Raw genomic sequence first — 17,877 nt, forward strand, 5'->3', positions numbered from 1 at the left:
ATTCTTTAGAACATGAAAAAAAGTATCTTACTTATCAGTCTGGCTGTTTTACCTTTTATAGGATATAGCCAAAATGTTTTGCCCGACTGGGCTTTAGGTGGATTTGTCAGACCGGAGAAAGCTAATCCGATTATCACGCCCGATCCTTCAAGTAAATTTGATTGTCCTATGCAGGGAAAGACAATAGGATGGGAAGAAAGCGATGTTTTTAACCCGGCAGCAACTGTCAAAGGGGATAAAATCTGTATTCTTTACCGTGCAGAAGACAATTCAGCTACAGGGATTGGGAAACGGACTTCACGTATCGGACTGGCAGAATCGGAAGATGGCATCCATGTGCAACGTCGAAGTTCTCCTGTAATGTATCCGGATAAGGATAATATGAAGGAATATGAGTGGCCGGGAGGATGTGAAGATCCCCGGGTAACTATGACTGAAGATGGTTTATATGTAATGGCATATACATCATGGAACCGAAAAGTTCCACGCCTTTGTATTGCGACTTCCCGTGATTTGATCAAATGGGAAAAACATGGCCCTGCTTTCGCTAAAGCTTATAACGGGCGTTTTAAAGATATGGCGTGCAAATCAGGCTCGATGGTAACTAAGATAGAAAAGGGAAAACAGGTTCTTGCAAAAATAGATGGAAAATATTTCATGTACTGGGGAGAACATATGGTAGCCGCTGCTACATCCGAGGATCTGGTAAACTGGACACCTGTGCTGGATGATAAAAATGAACTGGCAGCCGTAATCAAACCACGCGACCGATATTTCGATAGTGCTTTGACTGAATGTGGGCCGCCTGCGGTGATGACTGATAAAGGCATTGTATTGCTTTATAATGGTAAAAACCAGACAAACGACAGTAAACGTGATAAACGCTTTACGGCAGGTGCTTACTGTGCTGGTCAGATTCTGACGGATGCCAGAGAACCGATGAAAGTCCTGCAACGCTTAGATGTCCCTTTCTTTCGTCCGATGGCTTCGTTTGAAAAGAGCGGGCAATATGTAGACGGAACTGTTTTCATCGAAGGTTTGGTCTTTTTTAAGAATAAATGGTTTCTCTATTACGGATGTGCGGATTCTCAGGTCGGTGTAGCTGTTTATGATCCGGCAAAGAAAACTCCCGGAGATCAGATCCCGAACTAAACAATGAATTATGAAGAACATTATTACTGGAATATTTTTATTTCTATCATTTTGCCTGATCCAGGCACAGACTCCTAACTATTACCGTAATTCGGATAAAATATATCTGGACTCGGAATCCGGACATAACGGTAATTTTGTCTGGCAAATGTATAAAGCTGATGAAATCGAAGAACCGGCAGAGAAAATCTCTCAACCTGGCTATCAGAGCGAGCAATGGATGCCAGCTATCGTTCCGGGGACAGTCCTGAACTCACTTGTTTACAACAAAGTTTATCCGGAACCTTATTATGGAATGAACAACAAACTGGATCGGAATATTATTCCGGATCTGGCTAAGGCAGGACGAGATTTCTATACTTACTGGTTTCGAACGGAGTTTGATGTACCTGAAAGTTATAAAGGTAAAATCATTTGGCTTCAGGTCGATGGTATCAATTATCGTGCTGAAATATGGGTAAACGGGTATTTGTTGGGTAATATGTCAGGAATGTTTAAACCTGATTATATCGATATGACAGATTTTGCTCGTGTCGGTCAAAAGAATGCACTGGCAATTAAGGTCTATCCTGTAGACATGCCGGGTACTATCAAACCTAAACAATGGGGAGCCGCTGGTGAGTTCCATAATGGTGGTGATGGTAATATAGGATTGAATACAACTATGCTGATGAGTGTAGGGTGGGACTTTACTTTCAATGATGGTATCCGCGACCGTAATACGGGGATATGGAAGAATCTTTGCCTTTACGCAACGGACAAAGCTGTCCTTCGTCATCCATTTATCAAATCGGAGTTATCTAAACCTGGTTATAATCAAACAAAAGAAACGGTAAGCGTTGAGGTAATAAATCCGACACAAAGAGCAGTGAAGTGTACTGTTAAAGGAGAGATCTGTGGTGAGAACATTACATTCAGTAAAGAGTTGGATTTGTTCAGGGGGGAAACAAAAGAAGTTTGTTTTACACCGGAAGACTTTCCGCAACTCATTATTGATAATCCGCGTTTGTGGTGGCCGCTTTTCAAAGGGAATCCGGAACTGTATGAACTCAAACTGACTGTTACGGTAGACGGAAAAGTGTCTGATGAAACAAAGACTCGTTTCGGTATCCGTGAAATAACTTCCGATCAGAATACACCGGATCGATCCCGCCAGTTTTATGTCAACGGGAAAAAGATCTTTATCCGGGGGACAAACTGGATACCGGAAGCAATGCTTCGTTCTTCGGATGAACGAACTTATGCGGAACTGCGCTATACCAAGCAATCGGGTATAAACATGATCCGTATGTGGGGAGGTGGCATTGCTGAGTCTGATTACTTCTTTCAGTTGTGTGATGAGATGGGGCTACTGGTATGGCAAGAATTTTGGATGACCGGAGACACAAAGCATCCGCATGATACCGATGTCTATCTCAGTAATGTTGAGGCTACGGTTAAACGCTTGCGGAACCATCCGTCGTTAGCTTATTATGTATCTTCAAATGAAAGTACCGAGATGCCGGGAGCGAAAGACCTGATCATGAAACTGGATGGAACCAGAGGATACCAGATGCAATCGGAGTGTGACGGGGTACACGATGGAAGTCCTTATAAACAGGTCAATCCGATGCAACATTATGAAAATACAGCGTCCGAGCGAGGTAGTCGTGTGGATGGTTTCAACCCGGAATACGGTGCTCCGACAATTCCTACAGTCGAAACTTTGCGTGAAATAATGGATGAAGCAGATCTATGGCCTATCAATAAGGAGGTTTGGGATTATCATGACGGAGGTGGTTTTCATTTGATGACCTCGATGTATACTGAGCTGACTAACAACTATGGCCTTTCCTCTTCAATTGAAGAGTTTGCAACGAAGGGACAATTTGTAGGAGCAATTAATTCCAAATCTATTTGGGAAGTCTGGAACTATAACAAGTTCGATTATGGCGATCGTTACGCTTCGGGATTGTTGTTTTGGTATCATAATTGTCCGGTTCGTCAGGTTTGTGCCCGTATGTGGGATTATTCCCTGGAACCGACTGCTTCGCTTTATCATACACAAAATGCCCTGGAACCGCTACATGTCCAGTTTGATTATTTAAAGAATACTGTATCGGTGTACAATGATTATTATCGTTCATTTAAAGGGTATAAAGTGACTGCTGAAGTATATGATATAAAGAGTAAAAAGGTATGGGAAAAGACTCAACTAATCGATGTGCCGGAGGATGGTGTCGTTAATGATCTTTTTACGATCGATTTTCCCGGAGATATCTCTCAGGTGCATTTCATAAAGCTCCACTTGTACGATGATAAGGGAAAGATCATATCGGATAATTTTTATTGGCGTTCAAAAGATAATTATGAAGGGGCTAAAACATTGACAGGGCCGGCTACATCTGGTTTTGAGAGTTTGGCGGAGCTGAAAGAAGTAACACTTAAGGTAAAGTCCGGGATTAAAAAGAAAGGAGACTGGCAAGCAATGGAGTTGAACATTCATAATCCTTCTTCTTCACTAGCTTTCTTTATTCAGTTACAATATCTGGATCAAAATGGAAGGCCTGTGAGGCCCAGTTTTTATAGTGATAATTTCTTTTCTTTACTTCCGGGAGAGGCTAAGAAAGTAACTATAGAAACTGCTTTAAAGAACCTGCCTGCCAATGGCAAGTTCATTGTGAAAGGGTGGAATGTAAAACCTCAAACAATCAAAAGGTAGAATAAACTTATTAAGATCGGATGAGGATATGTTTATTGTTGACATGTCTTCATCCGGGATATTATGGAAAAACGTGAGGGTTACTTGAACCTGATATGTAAAACCACCAGTTCCGATACTGTCCCGACCCGGTAAGGAGGGCCGGCTATACCGATTCCAGACGATACATAAAACTGGGTCGGCCCTTTTTTATGATAGCCGTAAGGGCATTCGTAGATCAGCTTCATTAACAGGGGATAAGGCCATAGCTGCCCGTTATGGGTATGTCCGTGGAGTCCGAGATCTACACCGTTCATTGCCATTTCGGCAAACGACCAGGGCTGATGATCCATGACGATAATCGGTTTGGTTGTGTCGATATCGGCCATCAGAGTATGTAAGGCTTTGCGTTTCTTGTTGATATTATCATCTCTTCCGATCAGGTAGAAAGAAGAGTCGGGCTGTACCACGGAGTCGACCAATAATGTTGCTCCGGTTTTTTTCAACCAGCGGTATTTGGCGAAGCGGTTGGCACGATATTCGTGATTACCGTTGACAACATAGACACCCAGAGGCGCTTTCAACTGTTGCAGGTCTTCTTCTATATGTGCATTTTCAGCAAAACGGGATTCATAATCCATGATATCTCCTACCATCAATACCATATCCGGATGCTGTGCATTACTCATTGCCACATAGCGTTGAACCAGTTTTTTACCGATCACTTCTCCGATATGCAGGTCGCTCATCATCACGATGGTCAGGCTGTCGCGCTGGTTTGAACCTTTAGGCAATGTAACGTACACCTCTTTGACAATCGGGTGGACAACAGTCAGGTAAGCTTTTATCATCAATCCGGTAACCCCTGCCAGGATGATAAAGAATAAGGTCAGCTTTGTTTGCTTCCAATGGGTGGTGAGCCACGAGGGAAACCAATGAAAAAAACGGTTTGATAACCGGATCACTTCCAAAGTGAGAAGGGACAGGGTGATATATATGGATGCAATATACCAGGTATTACAGATATATTGTATGGTTGTCATAACATTGTCCGGCAACTTATTCCGGAAAATAAAACCAAAGAAATAGATAGCCAGTTCAAGGATGAAGAACAACGTATAAGGAATGCGCCAGCTTTTCTTAGCCGGTATTGCTTGATATCCCCGCCAGAAAATATAAGGGTTCAGCAGCAATTGTGCTACAATCGATTGAATAAAGACTTTCATATCCTCTTGTCTTACTTGAACGCGATGTTGAATACCACCATCTCACTGTTTGTCCCGATACGGAAAGGAGGGCCCCATAGCGATAGTCCGGAAGATACATAGATGTGGCTGTTGCCCCATTGTTTGTATCCGTAACTTTGCTCGAACAGGCGGTCTGTCACCAGACTCATCGGCCAGATTTGTCCGCGGTGTGTATGTCCGCTGAACTGAAGGTCGATACCCGCCTTTTCTGTCTCCTGCAGGTCATACGGTTGATGATCTAAAAGAATAACAGGTTTGTTCGGGTCAATGTTCTGCGCCAGAGCCTGAAGCGATAGGCGGGAGGGGTTATGGCGGTCGTCACGGCCGGCTATTTGCAGTCCGTTTGGCAATGTGATAACTGTATCACGCAAAAGCTGTATAGGAGTGGATTGTATGAAATCGACACTTTTCTTTATCCCGCTGATGTATTCGTGGTTACCGGGAACCATATAGATTCCCAGTGGTGCCTTCAGCTGAGATAACTCTTCCTGCATATTCTCGGCATAAAGAGGAGTTACACTATTGTCGATCAAGTCTCCACCGATAAGGATCAAGTCCGGCTGCTGGGCATTGATCATATTTACATATTTCTTCAGTTGTGCCTTGTTGGTACCATATCCCAGATGAATATCACTGATAGAAACTACTTTCATCGCCTGTTGATTATTGTTGACAGACTTGTTGATAACTATGTTGATAACTTCTGTATTGGGATGTTGATAATGATAATAACCATAGCTTAACAGGCAGAGAGTCAGCCAAAAAGAGATATAGAACCCATACTTGAAGCCCCCGTTGAAAAGTTTGAAAACATCAAACGCCAACAACGAGAGCGTCATATACAATGTAAAGACCAGCCAACCTGTCCCGATCTCATGGATCGTATGAGCCAGTACGTCCGGATACTTGACGTTTCGCGCCAGCATACTAACCAAAAACGAAAGAGCTCCGCTCCAGAATAACACCGTCAGAAGCACCTTTACACCAAAGGGTTGGGCTACAAGAGCCTGCGCCCCTCTGATAAATATATAGATATTCCCAGCCAGATAACAGCTGAAGAGGGCGATAAAAATTGTAGGCATTATGTCAAATTTTCGGCAAAGATAATGAACGTACCGGGATTGTGCAAATGCCTTTATTTTGGATATCCTACCGGATTATTCATCAGTAGCACCTGGCTGTCGGAGAGCTTAAGAATCTTCTTAAGTGCGCTTTGATCCATAGATGCCCGGGGAACTGTGGAAAGACCTATGCCTGCACAACACAGGTTAATATTCTGTGATACAATGCCTGCGTCCATAGCAGCCATCAGTTTGGTCTGGTCGGAAACCTTTCCGAAGCGAGACAGGTCGGATACCAGAACAAGGCAAACCGGTGCATCTTTCACAAAATCCTGTCCGCCGCCTACCGCTGCGCGATGGTCGCCTTTGGCAATAGGGTTTAAGGCATGTGCTTGGGCGTCATACAGGTAAGCGCCGTCTTTCAGGATTACATAAACATCTATATCCTGCTTGTTCAGCGCGGAAGGAGCCGTGCGTTTGCCGTCTGTGCGGTTAATGCCGTTGGCAGCCCACAATAAGTCTGAAAGATCCTGCATACTGATCTCTTTTGCAGCATATTCGCGGTCGGAATGACGGTCGGAAAATGCTTTCATAACAGCTGTTCCGCGAGCTTTGTCGGGAGCATTGAGCTTAATAACTTTTAGTTCCTGTGCATTCATTGCGGTGATAAATAATAAAGCGGTTAAAATCAATGAAATCTTTCTCATATCCATATTTATTAATAGTAAGTCTTACAAATTTAAAAGAAATTCATCTAATCAAACAGCAAAATACATCTTTTACATTTCTTTAATCCTGCTAAATACGAACGGTTCGTAGATTCTTTTACTTTTGCAACGAATTTACACTAAATAAAGAAAGTAATTAAATAAATGTATCAATCGATAACTTCTAAATTCTTTAAATTTGATGAAAGAAAAACTGCTCTACTTATTGTTGGTGTTGATGATGGCTGTGCCTTTGTGTGCGCAGAGCCAGAATGCCGCTGATTACACGATCAAGGGACAGGTGGTCGATTCCCTGTCTAATGAAACAGTTCCCTATGCCACACTCAGTATCGCTCTGGCAAGTGCTCCGCAGACTGCGATCAAACTGCTGGCTTGTGATGATGACGGAAAGTTTACTGCTACACTGAAACAGCCCGGAAAGTATGTTATGTCTATGCAATCGTTGGGTAAAGTCCCTGCAGTGAAACGCTTTACTTTGTCTGAAGGCAAGAAGAGCCTTGACTTGGGTAAGTTATTCATGAATGATGACTCCCAGCAACTGAATGAAGTAACTGTTGTTGCCCAAAAGCCGTTGGTGACTGTGGAGGTCGATAAAATAACCTATAGTCTGGACGACGACCCTGAAGCAAAGACCAATAATGCATTGGAGATGTTCCGCAAAGTCCCGATGGTTACTGTCGACGGTGAAGATAAAATCCAGTTGAAAGGTTCTTCCAACTATAAAATATATATGAACGGTAAACCTTCTAATCTGTTGAGTGGTGAGAATGCTTCCGATGTACTGAAAAGTATGCCGGCAAGTTCGATCAAGAATATCGAGGTGATCACTGACCCGGGATCAAAGTATGATGCAGAAGGTGTGGGTGGTATCATCAATATTATCACAAGTAAGAATGCGATGCAGGGATATACAGGTACGGTTCGTGCCAATGCGAGTACATTGGGTAGCTTTGGCGGTGGCGGATATGTCTCGCTGAAGGTCGGAAACCTGGGACTTACTGCCAACTATGGTTATAACAACCGTAACTCTCCCTGGAATGATTCGCACAGTGAACGTTTCACGGAGAAAGACAGGTTAGCGGGCGATAGACCGACCAAGCTGACAGAGGATGGTCGTGCCAAGGATAAAGGTCCGTTTCAATACGGTTACCTGGAAGCTAGTTATGAAATAGATACTTTGAATTTGATCAGTGTAGGTGCTAATTTGTTCCGGGGTAAAAATAAAAGCTTATCTGAACTTAATGCGGTGCTTGATCCGTATGGCTGGTCACCGTCTTCAGAGTATCTACCGATCTATAAGTACCATCGTAACAGTGTATCGGAAGGAACTTTCGGTTCGACCGATGTCAATGTCGATTACCAGCACTCCACCAGCAAGAAAGACGAATTGCTGACTGTTTCTTATCGTTTCAGCCAGTCGCCGAATGATAATGAAAGTCGTACGGAGCTTTCGGATGTTGTCACCTATTATTTGGAAGATGATTATCCGAAATGGAACATTAACGATGCGTCTACTATTGAGCATACCGGACAGGTGGATTATACAACTCCTCTTTTCGAGAAGCAAACCCTTGAAGCCGGCGTGAAATATATCAACCGCCAGAATAAGAGTAACACATTGGAGCAGATCTATGACGATGCTACCGATATTTGGGTAGACCAGAAAAAAGACAACAGTCAGTTCCGTCATACGCAGCATATTTATTCAGCTTATCTGGGTTATCTGGTGCGTTTGGATAAGTTCGGTATCAAAGCCGGTGTGCGTGGTGAAGGCACAAGCCTGAATGCCAAGTATGCCTTGAAGCCGGATTTGAATTTCGACTCAAACTATTTTGATCTGGTTCCGAATGCAACATTGACCTATCAATTAGATATGTCGACCCAGATCCGTTTAGGATATAATATGCGTATTCAGCGACCGGGTATCTGGTATTTGAACCCGTATATCAACGATGCTAATCCACAGAATATATCTCAGGGTAATCCTAATCTGGACTCGGAAAAGAGTAATAACGTGAACCTGAACTTCAGCAAGTTTACTCAGAAGTTCAGTATCAATGCTAGCTTAAGCTATACCTTTGTTAATAATCCGATTGAAAGGCATTCATTCGTGGCAGACTTCTTGCCTGACGATCCTCGTTCACAATATAATGGTGCCATGTGGAATACCTATAAGAACATCGGGAAAAAGCAACAGGTAGGTATGTTCTTGTATGGAAACTGGTCGCCGAATACCTGGTTCCGTATCTATATGAACGGGGGAATTGATTATACGGATTTGAAAGCTCCTACTTTGAATCTCCAAAAAGATGGTGTTAGTGGACGTGTTTTTGCTGGAACACAGTTTACGCTTCCGAAAGATTTTCGTATCAACGTACATGGTGGTTATTTCAGTCCGTGGATACAGTTACAAAGTGAGAGATCTCCGTTTTATTTTGCCGGTCTGAATGTTAGCAAGGATTTCCTGAAAAAGAAACTTTCTGTTTCAGTAGGGGCCAATAACCCGTTCTGGAAGACTATGAAGATGGAAACGACAACAACTAGTGCTGATTTCCGCGATGTCTCGACCAACTGGCGTAGCGCCCGTGAATTCCGTTTCAGCATCTCTTACCGCTTCGGTACGATGAAGGGACAGATCAAGAAAGTACGCCGTGGTATCAGCAATGACGACTCGAAAGGTGGTGGTGAAAACAATCAAGGTGGTGGCGGAGAACAAAGTATGTAATTGGCCATATGATATAAACTTAAAGGTTCGACAGGTTTTCCTGCCGGACCTTTTTTGCTTTACCCGGCAACTAATTTAAACCATCGCCGTTTCCTTTTCGACCGGATGCCTGTAATGAGTGGTAAAAGTATGTACCCTGAAAGTGTTTCATAGTAGTGAAACAACTGTTTCACCTAGGAGAAACAAGTGTTTCTTCATAGTGAAACAAACTGCCGATACATACATAAGAGGCGCAGTTCCCTCAATGAAAAGCCCTAAATCATCGGGGATGGACAATAATATACCTCATCTTAGACTATTTGTGCCAATAGAATTCCGTTTTAGAACCTATCTTTGTGATACGAATTAGAAATAAGTAATATGAGAAACACTGTCTTTTGTCTGGTACTATTGCTATTTAGTACATCTCTCTTTGCTTCGCGTAAAGAAATATTATTGAATAATGATTGGAACTTCCGCTTCTCGCATCAGGTACAGCGTAACAGCGGTCGGCGTGTCGACCTGCCCCATACATGGAACAGCGGCGATGCCCTTATCGGTACGCAGGATTATTATCGCGGAATGGGCAATTACGATAAAAAACTATTTGTTAAGCCGGAGTGGGAAGGCAAACGTCTCTTTCTGCGCTTTGAAGGGGTGAACACCATCGCTACCGTTTTCGTTAACTCGGTTTGTCTGGGTGAGCATCGTGGCGGTTACGGAGCGTTTGTGTTCGAGATCACCGACCATGTGAAATATGGTGCTGAAAACGAAATCCTTGTGAAAGTAAACAACGCCCTGCAACTGGACATTATGCCGCTGGTGGGCGACTTTAACTTCTACGGAGGCATCTACCGCGATGTTAATCTGATCATTACCGACCCCGTCAATATATCGCTGACCGATTATGCATCTCCCGGTGTCTATCTCATACAGAACAAGGTGACGAAGGAACAGGCGGATGTGCGGGCGAAAGTACTGCTGTCGAACGGCTTGTCTGCCGGGCGACCGGTGCAGGTAAATGTAAAGATACTGGATGGCGATAAGATCGTACAACAACAGGATATGAACATTACCGTCGACGCCAAACAGACGCATACGGCCGGTTTCGACTTCTCCATAAAGAATCCTCACCTGTGGAACGGACGGAAAGATCCGTTCATGTATCGGACGGAAGTTACGTTGATGGCAGACGGAAAGGTGATCGACAAGGTCGTTCAGCCCCTCGGCCTGCGTTTCTATCATGTGGATGCGGAAAAAGGGTTCTTCCTGAACGGGGAACATCTGAAGCTGCATGGCGTGTGCCGTCATCAGGATCGTGCCGAAAGAGGAAACGCCTTATATAAGGAACATCACGAAGAGGATGCAGCGATCATTGCTGAGATGGGAACGAATGCCATTCGCCTGGCACATTATCCGCAAGCCACTTATTTCTACAGCCTGATGGATACATATGGAATTGTGACTTGGGCGGAAATACCTTTTATCGGTCCGGGCGGTTATCTGGACAGAGGCTATAACGACCTGCCTGCTTTCCGTGCTAACGGAAAAGAACAGCTGAAGGAGCTGATCCGCCAGCATTACAACCACCCGTCGATCTGTTTCTGGGGATTATTTAACGAACTGAAGACAATCGGTGATAACCCTATCGAATATATAAAGGAACTGAACGACCTGGCACACCAGGAAGACCCGACACGCCCGACTACGGCTGCCAGCTTCCTGTCGTACGATAGCGATATCAGTAAGATCACCGATGTGATTGCCTGGAACCAGTATTTCGGCTGGTACGGCGGTTCGCCCTCCGATATGGGAAAATGGCTGGATGCCAACCATGCCGCGCATCCGGAATATAAGATAGGTATCAGCGAATACGGGGCAGGGGCAAGTATCTATCACCAGCAGGATTCTGTTAAGCCGGGCGTTGCTTCCGGCTGGTGGCATCCGGAGAACTTCCAGACGTTCTATCACATGGGTAACTGGGAAGCGATTGCCGAACGCCCGTTTGTCTGGGGCTCGTTTATCTGGAACCTGTTTGACTTCGGTGCCGCTCACCGCACAGAAGGCGACCGTCCGGGGATCAACGACAAAGGACTGGTTACTTTCGACCGTAAGGTGAAAAAGGATGCTTTCTATTATTACAAAGCAAACTGGAACAAAGACGACCAGTTCGTCTATATCGCTAACCGCCGCCATCGTGACCGCGATACAAAAGTGACCGATATAATGGTATTTTCAAACCTGCAGCAACTGGAACTGTTCGTAAACGGCAAAAGCATCGGCAGGCAGGGGCCGGACAATTATGCCACATTCATCTGGAATAGCGTGAACCTGGCGGAAGGCGATAATACGATTGAGGTTCGGTCTGTACAGAAGAAAAACAGTATAACGGATCAGGTGATCTGGAACTGCAAATAGAGAGGTATTTTCTACTCAAATGATATCCCGGTCAAGAAAGTAAGGAGATTTATATATTTGTAGCATACTTTCTTTTGACCGTAAACACTTAAGGAGTAAGGTGTCCGATAAATGACGCCTTACTCCTTTTTTATTTGGTATCATAGTTCTTAGTGAACTATGATCTTTTAGCAAGTCGAACATTACGGACGCAAAAATAAGGTATCATGGAGTTGGGGAGCACATAAATTAGTCTGATTGATGTGCACTAATTGTCCACAGATAGAGTTTTAACATAATGAATAATCGTGTCTTTCTTGCTAATAATCTACAAGATAGCCTGCTTAATGGTTTATTATCTCCTGTTTATTTCAATTTACCGCTTTTTCTACCTGCGTTCGGATGCCGGGTAGAAAAGATTGTCTGTTTTTATCTTCCAAATCATCCTTCAGTTCCTTTTTTTCAACCGATGAAAATGTAAGAATACCTTAATTTATCAAGCCAAAGCATAGGTTGTCTTTTTCTTTTCTGTCCATCTATAATGCTGAATAAATACGTCTTAGAATCACCTTGAAACTATGATTATTTTGTCTTTAGGGCACTCTTCGAATTGATAATGCTTCTTAATCGATGTATAGGAATAAAAATGATTGAGTTCACTAAGAACTATTTCCTTTTATGCATAGTAACGAACAAAACCAAGAGTAATGCACGGCGGTATTTGACCGGTATCGGTGTGCGCAAACACATTTTATTCATTAACTAAATCTGGTGTTATTATGACAAAGGATTTTAATCGTTTTTATTTATCTAAGATGTTCATAGGGACTACTATGTTCCTGACATCGGTAGGAGTGGCTTCGGCCGATCCTGCTAATCCGGGGAAAGAAGTACCGGAGTCCGGTGTTTTTGTCGCTTCGCCACAACAAGCAACAAAGAAAGTAACCGGAACAGTTGAAGACGCCATGGGCCCGATTGCCGGTGCCAACGTTGTAGAGAAGGGAACAACGAACGGAACGATTACCGATATGGACGGTAAGTTCACCTTAGATGTCTCTCCGAACGCTGTATTGGTGGTATCTTTTATCGGATACACGGAGCAGCAAATTCCGGTAGGCAACCAAACCTCTTTTACTATTCAGATTAAGGAAGACTCACAGGCTTTGGACGAAGTGATTGTCGTGGGTTATGGTACACAAAAGAAAGTGAACCTGACCGGTTCTGTCTCTTCCGTCGATTTCGCGGATCAGGCTTTGTCGCGTCCGATCACGAACGTATCGAATGCCCTGGCCGGATTGAGTGCCGGTGTGCAGGTAATGCAAAATTCAGGACAGCCGGGTAGCGACGGTTCGAAGATCCGTATCCGTGGTGTCGGTACGTTGAACAATCAGGATCCGCTGGTGCTGATCGATGGTGTCGAAGGTTCTATGGACCTTGTTAATCCGCAGGATATCGAGTCGATCTCAGTCCTGAAAGATGCCGCTTCTTCTTCTATTTATGGATCACGTGCAGCGAATGGTGTCGTTTTGATCACAACCAAGAAAGGGAAAGCCGGTAAGCTGTCTGTTTCTTATTCAGGACGTATCTCTTATGCACAGCCGACGAACCTGATCGACCAAGTGACCGATTATGCCGATTACATGGAATGGCTGAACGAGTCGTTCGAAAACATCGGCCAGCCGAACCATTTTGCCCAGAGCACGATCGACCTGTGGCGCGAAAAGTCGAAAGATCCGAATGGATTGAACGAGAACGGCGTACCTAATTACATCGCTTATCCGAATACCGACTGGCAGAAAGCTTTGTTCGGGCATGGGTTGATAAACGATCATAATGTATCTGTGAACGGTGGTACGGAGAAGCTTCGTATTTTGATGTCTGCCGGTTATCTGGATAATCCGGGTCTGGTAGATAATACCGGTATCAGAAAGTATTCCCTGCGTGCCAATATAGAGGCGGATGTCACTAAATGGCTGACAGTGGGAACACGTACCTTTGCTTCCCAGGAAGATAAAGAAGCCGGAAACTTCGACAATGCCAACAACTACCTGCGTCAGACAACTCCCGGTCTGTATCCGGAACTGAACGGACAGTATGGTTACCCGGAAGCTTCGGAAGAAAGTGCCACTGCCAACAGTATCCTGGCTTTCCTGAATGCACAGGATGGTAAAAAGCAGAAGACGAACTTCAACACGACCTTGTATTCGCGTATTTCTCCGATAAAAGGGTTGTCATGGGATTTCAACCTGAACTATAAGCGGTATTGGGAAGATAACCAGACCTGGACGAATCCGTATGAAAAGGTGAAGTTTAGCGACGGCACTATTATGTCTCCGGCAACCGAACCGTCTGAAATGACTACTTATTTCTATAACCGTGCTGATTATAGCTATACATTGCAGAACATATTGCGTTATAACATTACGATCAATAACGATCATGATCTGGGCGCATTGGCAGGTTATGAAGAGTATTACTACAAACGGGATACCCGTAATGCAACAAAGAAAGGGTTGATCGACTCGAGTATCCATACGCCCGGTTCTGCTACGGAAATGGTCAGTGTGGGTGGTGGTGCTTTCGACCGTGCCAGCCGTTCCTTCTTCGGACGTATCAATTATGCGTATAAGTCCAGATATTTGTTTGAAGCGAATTTGCGTCATGACGGTAATGCCCGTTACCATAGCGATTACCGTTGGGGTACTTTCCCTTCTTTCTCGGCTGCCTGGCGTATTTCGGAAGAAAGTTTTATGATAAACACCAAGAACTGGCTAGATAACCTGAAGCTTCGTGTCTCTTACGGATCGGTTGGTAATAACGGGGGAGATGATGTAGGGGAATATGAATATCAGTCTACCTACGGCGGTAGTAAGTATCCGTTCGGAGGAAAACTTATCTCCGGTCTGGCTTCTACCTCCATTGCCAACTCTATGTTGTCGTGGGAAACATCCAAAATGACCAATGTCGGTATCGACCTGAATGCGTTGAACAACCGCCTGTCGTTCACGATGGATGCGTTTGTTAAGAATACGACCGGTATCTTGTTTACGCCTTCTATTTATCTGACAGCCGGTAATAAAGGGGCTCCCCGTAAGAACATAGCGGAGATGAGCACGAAAGGTGTCGAACTGTCGTTGGGATGGAAAGACCAGATTGAAGAAGTCAGCTATTCCGTTAGCGGAAACTTTTCTTACACGCCAAATAAGATAAAGAAATATAAAGGAGAATTAGTAGCCGGTTATGATGAGAACGGCGAATGGAAGAGTAATATCGGAGATGTAGCTTCCAGTACTTCTGCCGTGAATCCGGTTATTGAAGACCGTATCATGAAAGAATACTACGTACGTAATCCATATAAAGGTTCCGGAAAAGGATATGCGACCGACGGAGTGAACGGAGGCCCGACAGACGGTATGATCCGTACGGAAAGCGATATGGAATGGCTGAAAGCGATGATCGATGCAGGCCATACTTTTATGCCGAACAAGACGGTTGCGAAGGATAAGATCTGGTATGGCGACTATATCTATGCCGATGCCAACGGTGACGGCATCTACGGAGGTTCGGACGATAAGGAATTCCAGGGAGTATCTTCCGACCCGAAATTCAATTTCGGTTTCCAGATGTCTGCCGCATGGAGAGGATTTGATATCTCTATGAACTGGGCCGGTGCTGCCGGATTCAAGTTGTATTGGGGGGCATCTACCGGTTATAACTCACCGACTACACGTGTAGGTGTGGCGCTGGGCACTGATATCGCCAATAACCATTATTTCTATAACCCGGAGAACCCGTCTGATCCGCGCACCAATCAGGCCGCTAAGTATGGCCGTCTGGTGAATGGTGAAAGCGGTTATCAGAATGTGGAAACATCTTCCTTGTATTTGTACAATGGTAACTATCTGAAATTAAAGAACCTTACTTTCGGTTATACAGTGCCGGCGCACATTTCCAAGAAGTTTTTTACGGATAACCTTCGTGCGTATGTTTCTATCGAAAACGTATTCAATATTACGAAATATCCGGGACAGGATCCTGAACTGGGAGCTACCCCTGAATATACTTCATTGAGACAATTTGCATTTGGTGTTAACATTTCATTTTAAAGCGTAGAGAGTTATGAAATTAATAAAGAATATTTGTTTGTTAGGCGCTTCTATCGCTCTGTTGACAGGGTGTAACAGCGACTTGATGGATCTGACCCCATACGACTCGATTGCGTCCGGTAACATGTGGACGACAGAAAATCTGGCGGATATGGGTGTGACAGGTATCTATAATGTTCTTCGTTCCGAGAACGTGGCCGGTGACCTGCACAAATTTGACAGTTATGGTGTTTCGGCCGATTACCGTGATGGCAACTACTCCTTGTTGAGGGGGAATGCAACTACCGGCGACGGACAGTTCTCCGGTTACTGGAAAATCAATTATGAAGGTATCAGCCGTTGTAATGACGCTATTACCAATTTACCGAAAGCACCTTTGTCGTTGGAGAAGCTTTCCCGTCTGACTGCTGAATCCAAGTTTATGCGTGCTTTCTTTTATTACAGACTGAACATGATGTATAAAGGAGTCCCCATCTATCTTGAACCGGCTGAATTGGATGAACTGGTGAAAGGTCGTAATACTGAAGCTGAGGTATGGGCTCAGGTGATCTCCGATTTGACAGAGGCTATCGATACACCCGACCTACCGGATAAATATCCTGCCGGTGATGCCAGTTATGGACGTGTTACCAAAGGGGCTGCCTATGCTTTACGCGGTAAAGTTTATATGTGGATGAACGAATGGGCGAAAGCTGAGGCCGATCTCCGTAAAGTAGGGGAATTGGGCTATGGCTTGTTCCAGGGTGAATACAAACAGTTGTTCAAAGAAGCGAACGAGCAGTGCGAAGAAATGATCTTCTCTTTACAGTGTATCGGTGAGAGCGGCTATGGTAACAATTTCTCTTTCCGCTATGGTACGCGTAGTTCTTTCGGTTCCTGCTGGAATACATATTTGGTAAGCACGGACTTTGTTGAAACATACGAATGTGCAGACGGAAAGCCGTTCAACTGGGATGATTATTTACCGGGGTATAATTCAATGGATCTGGCAAAAAGATCTGTATATTTCCTACGTGATGATATGACGGAGACTGAAAAGGCTAAGATGGCGGAAGACGGTGCCGACCTGTCCAAATATCTGGCAACAGGTAATGAGGCACGAATCAAAGCAGCCTACGAAAACCGTGACCCGCGCCTGATGGCTACTGTTATTACTCCGTATGCCGAATATTTCGGGGCGAATGGTGCTACTTCCTATACTTATACGCTTCGTTGGCCGTACAGAGGTTTTGATACCGCCGATCCGTTCGACTTGAAGACGGATACGAACAACCGTTACTATTATCTGTTCCGTAAGTTCGTTGCCGAAGGGGCTTCGGAGATACCGAACCGCGAATATTCTCCGATCGATATCCCTATTATCCGTTATGCGGATGTGGTGTTGTCGCTGGCTGAATGTCTGAATGAACAGGGCAAGACTAGTGAAGCGGTAGAATGGGTGAACAAGGTGCGTGCCCGTGCCAAGGTCGCTCTTTTGAACAGCAACCAGTATACCCAGGTATCCGGTCAGGATAATATGCGTGAACGTATCCGTAACGAACGCCGTTGGGAATTTGCCGGTGAAGGTGTTAACTTCTTCGACGAAATGCGCTGGAAGACCTGGCATGAAACTAAGTTCAAAAAGAATGCCGGCCTGAAACAAATCTGGGGATCGATGCAGGCTTCTTACACTTGGGGTGGCGATTATCTGTATAACTGGGCTATTCCGAGATCTGAAATCCAGATGAACAACAACCTGACACAGAATAGTGGCTGGGTAGATTGATTTTATTCTTCTGATATATATTATGGAGGTCTTAATG

At 44.4% G+C, this 17,877-nt stretch carries 9 protein-coding genes; 6 read left to right on the top strand and 3 right to left on the bottom strand.

The window, feature by feature from the left end:
• Positions 1–12 precede the first annotated feature (12 nt).
• Both HMPREF1212_RS01990 and HMPREF1212_RS01995 read left to right on the top strand, forming a co-directional pair.
• A complete protein-coding gene (locus tag HMPREF1212_RS01990; protein ID WP_046148248.1) occupies positions 13–1,152 on the top strand; it encodes a glycoside hydrolase family 130 protein in 1,140 nt (379 codons plus the stop codon).
• 10 nt (positions 1,153–1,162) lie between these two features.
• The gene (locus HMPREF1212_RS01995) at positions 1,163–3,853 is read left to right on the top strand and encodes a glycoside hydrolase family 2 (RefSeq protein WP_046148249.1); all 2,691 of its coding nucleotides are present in this window, start codon (positions 1,163–1,165) and stop codon (positions 3,851–3,853) included.
• An 80-nt stretch (positions 3,854–3,933) separates the two neighbouring features.
• Here HMPREF1212_RS01995 and HMPREF1212_RS02000 read toward each other — a convergent pair whose 3' ends face one another.
• The 3 genes from HMPREF1212_RS02000 to HMPREF1212_RS02010 are packed head-to-tail and all read right to left on the bottom strand — an operon-like array spanning position 3,934 to position 6,847.
• Positions 3,934–5,058, bottom strand: coding sequence for a metallophosphoesterase (locus HMPREF1212_RS02000; protein ID WP_046148250.1), 1,125 nt, complete (start codon positions 5,056–5,058; stop codon positions 3,934–3,936).
• 11 nt (positions 5,059–5,069) lie between these two features.
• Positions 5,070–6,161 carry a metallophosphoesterase gene (locus HMPREF1212_RS02005; RefSeq protein WP_046148251.1) on the bottom strand — a complete coding sequence of 364 codons (1,092 nt, stop codon included), beginning with the start codon at positions 6,159–6,161 and terminating at the stop codon, positions 5,070–5,072.
• 53 nt (positions 6,162–6,214) lie between these two features.
• Entirely contained in the window at positions 6,215–6,847 is a 633-nt protein-coding gene (locus HMPREF1212_RS02010) for a SagB/ThcOx family dehydrogenase (protein WP_046150197.1), read from the bottom strand.
• 202 nt (positions 6,848–7,049) lie between these two features.
• On the opposite strand from HMPREF1212_RS02010, the gene HMPREF1212_RS02015 reads away from it, so the two are divergent.
• From HMPREF1212_RS02015 to HMPREF1212_RS02030, 4 genes are all read left to right on the top strand, one after another.
• Positions 7,050–9,593: a TonB-dependent receptor gene (locus HMPREF1212_RS02015; protein ID WP_046150198.1), complete on the top strand. Its 2,544-nt coding sequence runs from the start codon at positions 7,050–7,052 to the stop codon at positions 9,591–9,593.
• A 360-nt stretch (positions 9,594–9,953) separates the two neighbouring features.
• Positions 9,954–11,990, top strand: coding sequence for a beta-glucuronidase LacZ4 (locus tag HMPREF1212_RS02020; RefSeq protein ID WP_046148252.1), 2,037 nt, complete (start codon positions 9,954–9,956; stop codon positions 11,988–11,990).
• A gap of 758 nt (positions 11,991–12,748) precedes the next feature.
• The gene (locus tag HMPREF1212_RS02025; RefSeq protein ID WP_028729736.1) at positions 12,749–16,075 is read left to right on the top strand and encodes a SusC/RagA family TonB-linked outer membrane protein; all 3,327 of its coding nucleotides are present in this window, start codon (positions 12,749–12,751) and stop codon (positions 16,073–16,075) included.
• A gap of 13 nt (positions 16,076–16,088) precedes the next feature.
• The gene (locus HMPREF1212_RS02030; RefSeq protein WP_046148253.1) at positions 16,089–17,840 is read left to right on the top strand and encodes a RagB/SusD family nutrient uptake outer membrane protein; all 1,752 of its coding nucleotides are present in this window, start codon (positions 16,089–16,091) and stop codon (positions 17,838–17,840) included.
• Positions 17,841–17,877 lie beyond the last annotated feature (37 nt).

This window comes from Parabacteroides sp. HGS0025 (genome assembly GCF_000969845.1).
Taxonomy (GTDB): Bacteria; Bacteroidota; Bacteroidia; order Bacteroidales; family Tannerellaceae; genus Parabacteroides; species Parabacteroides gordonii.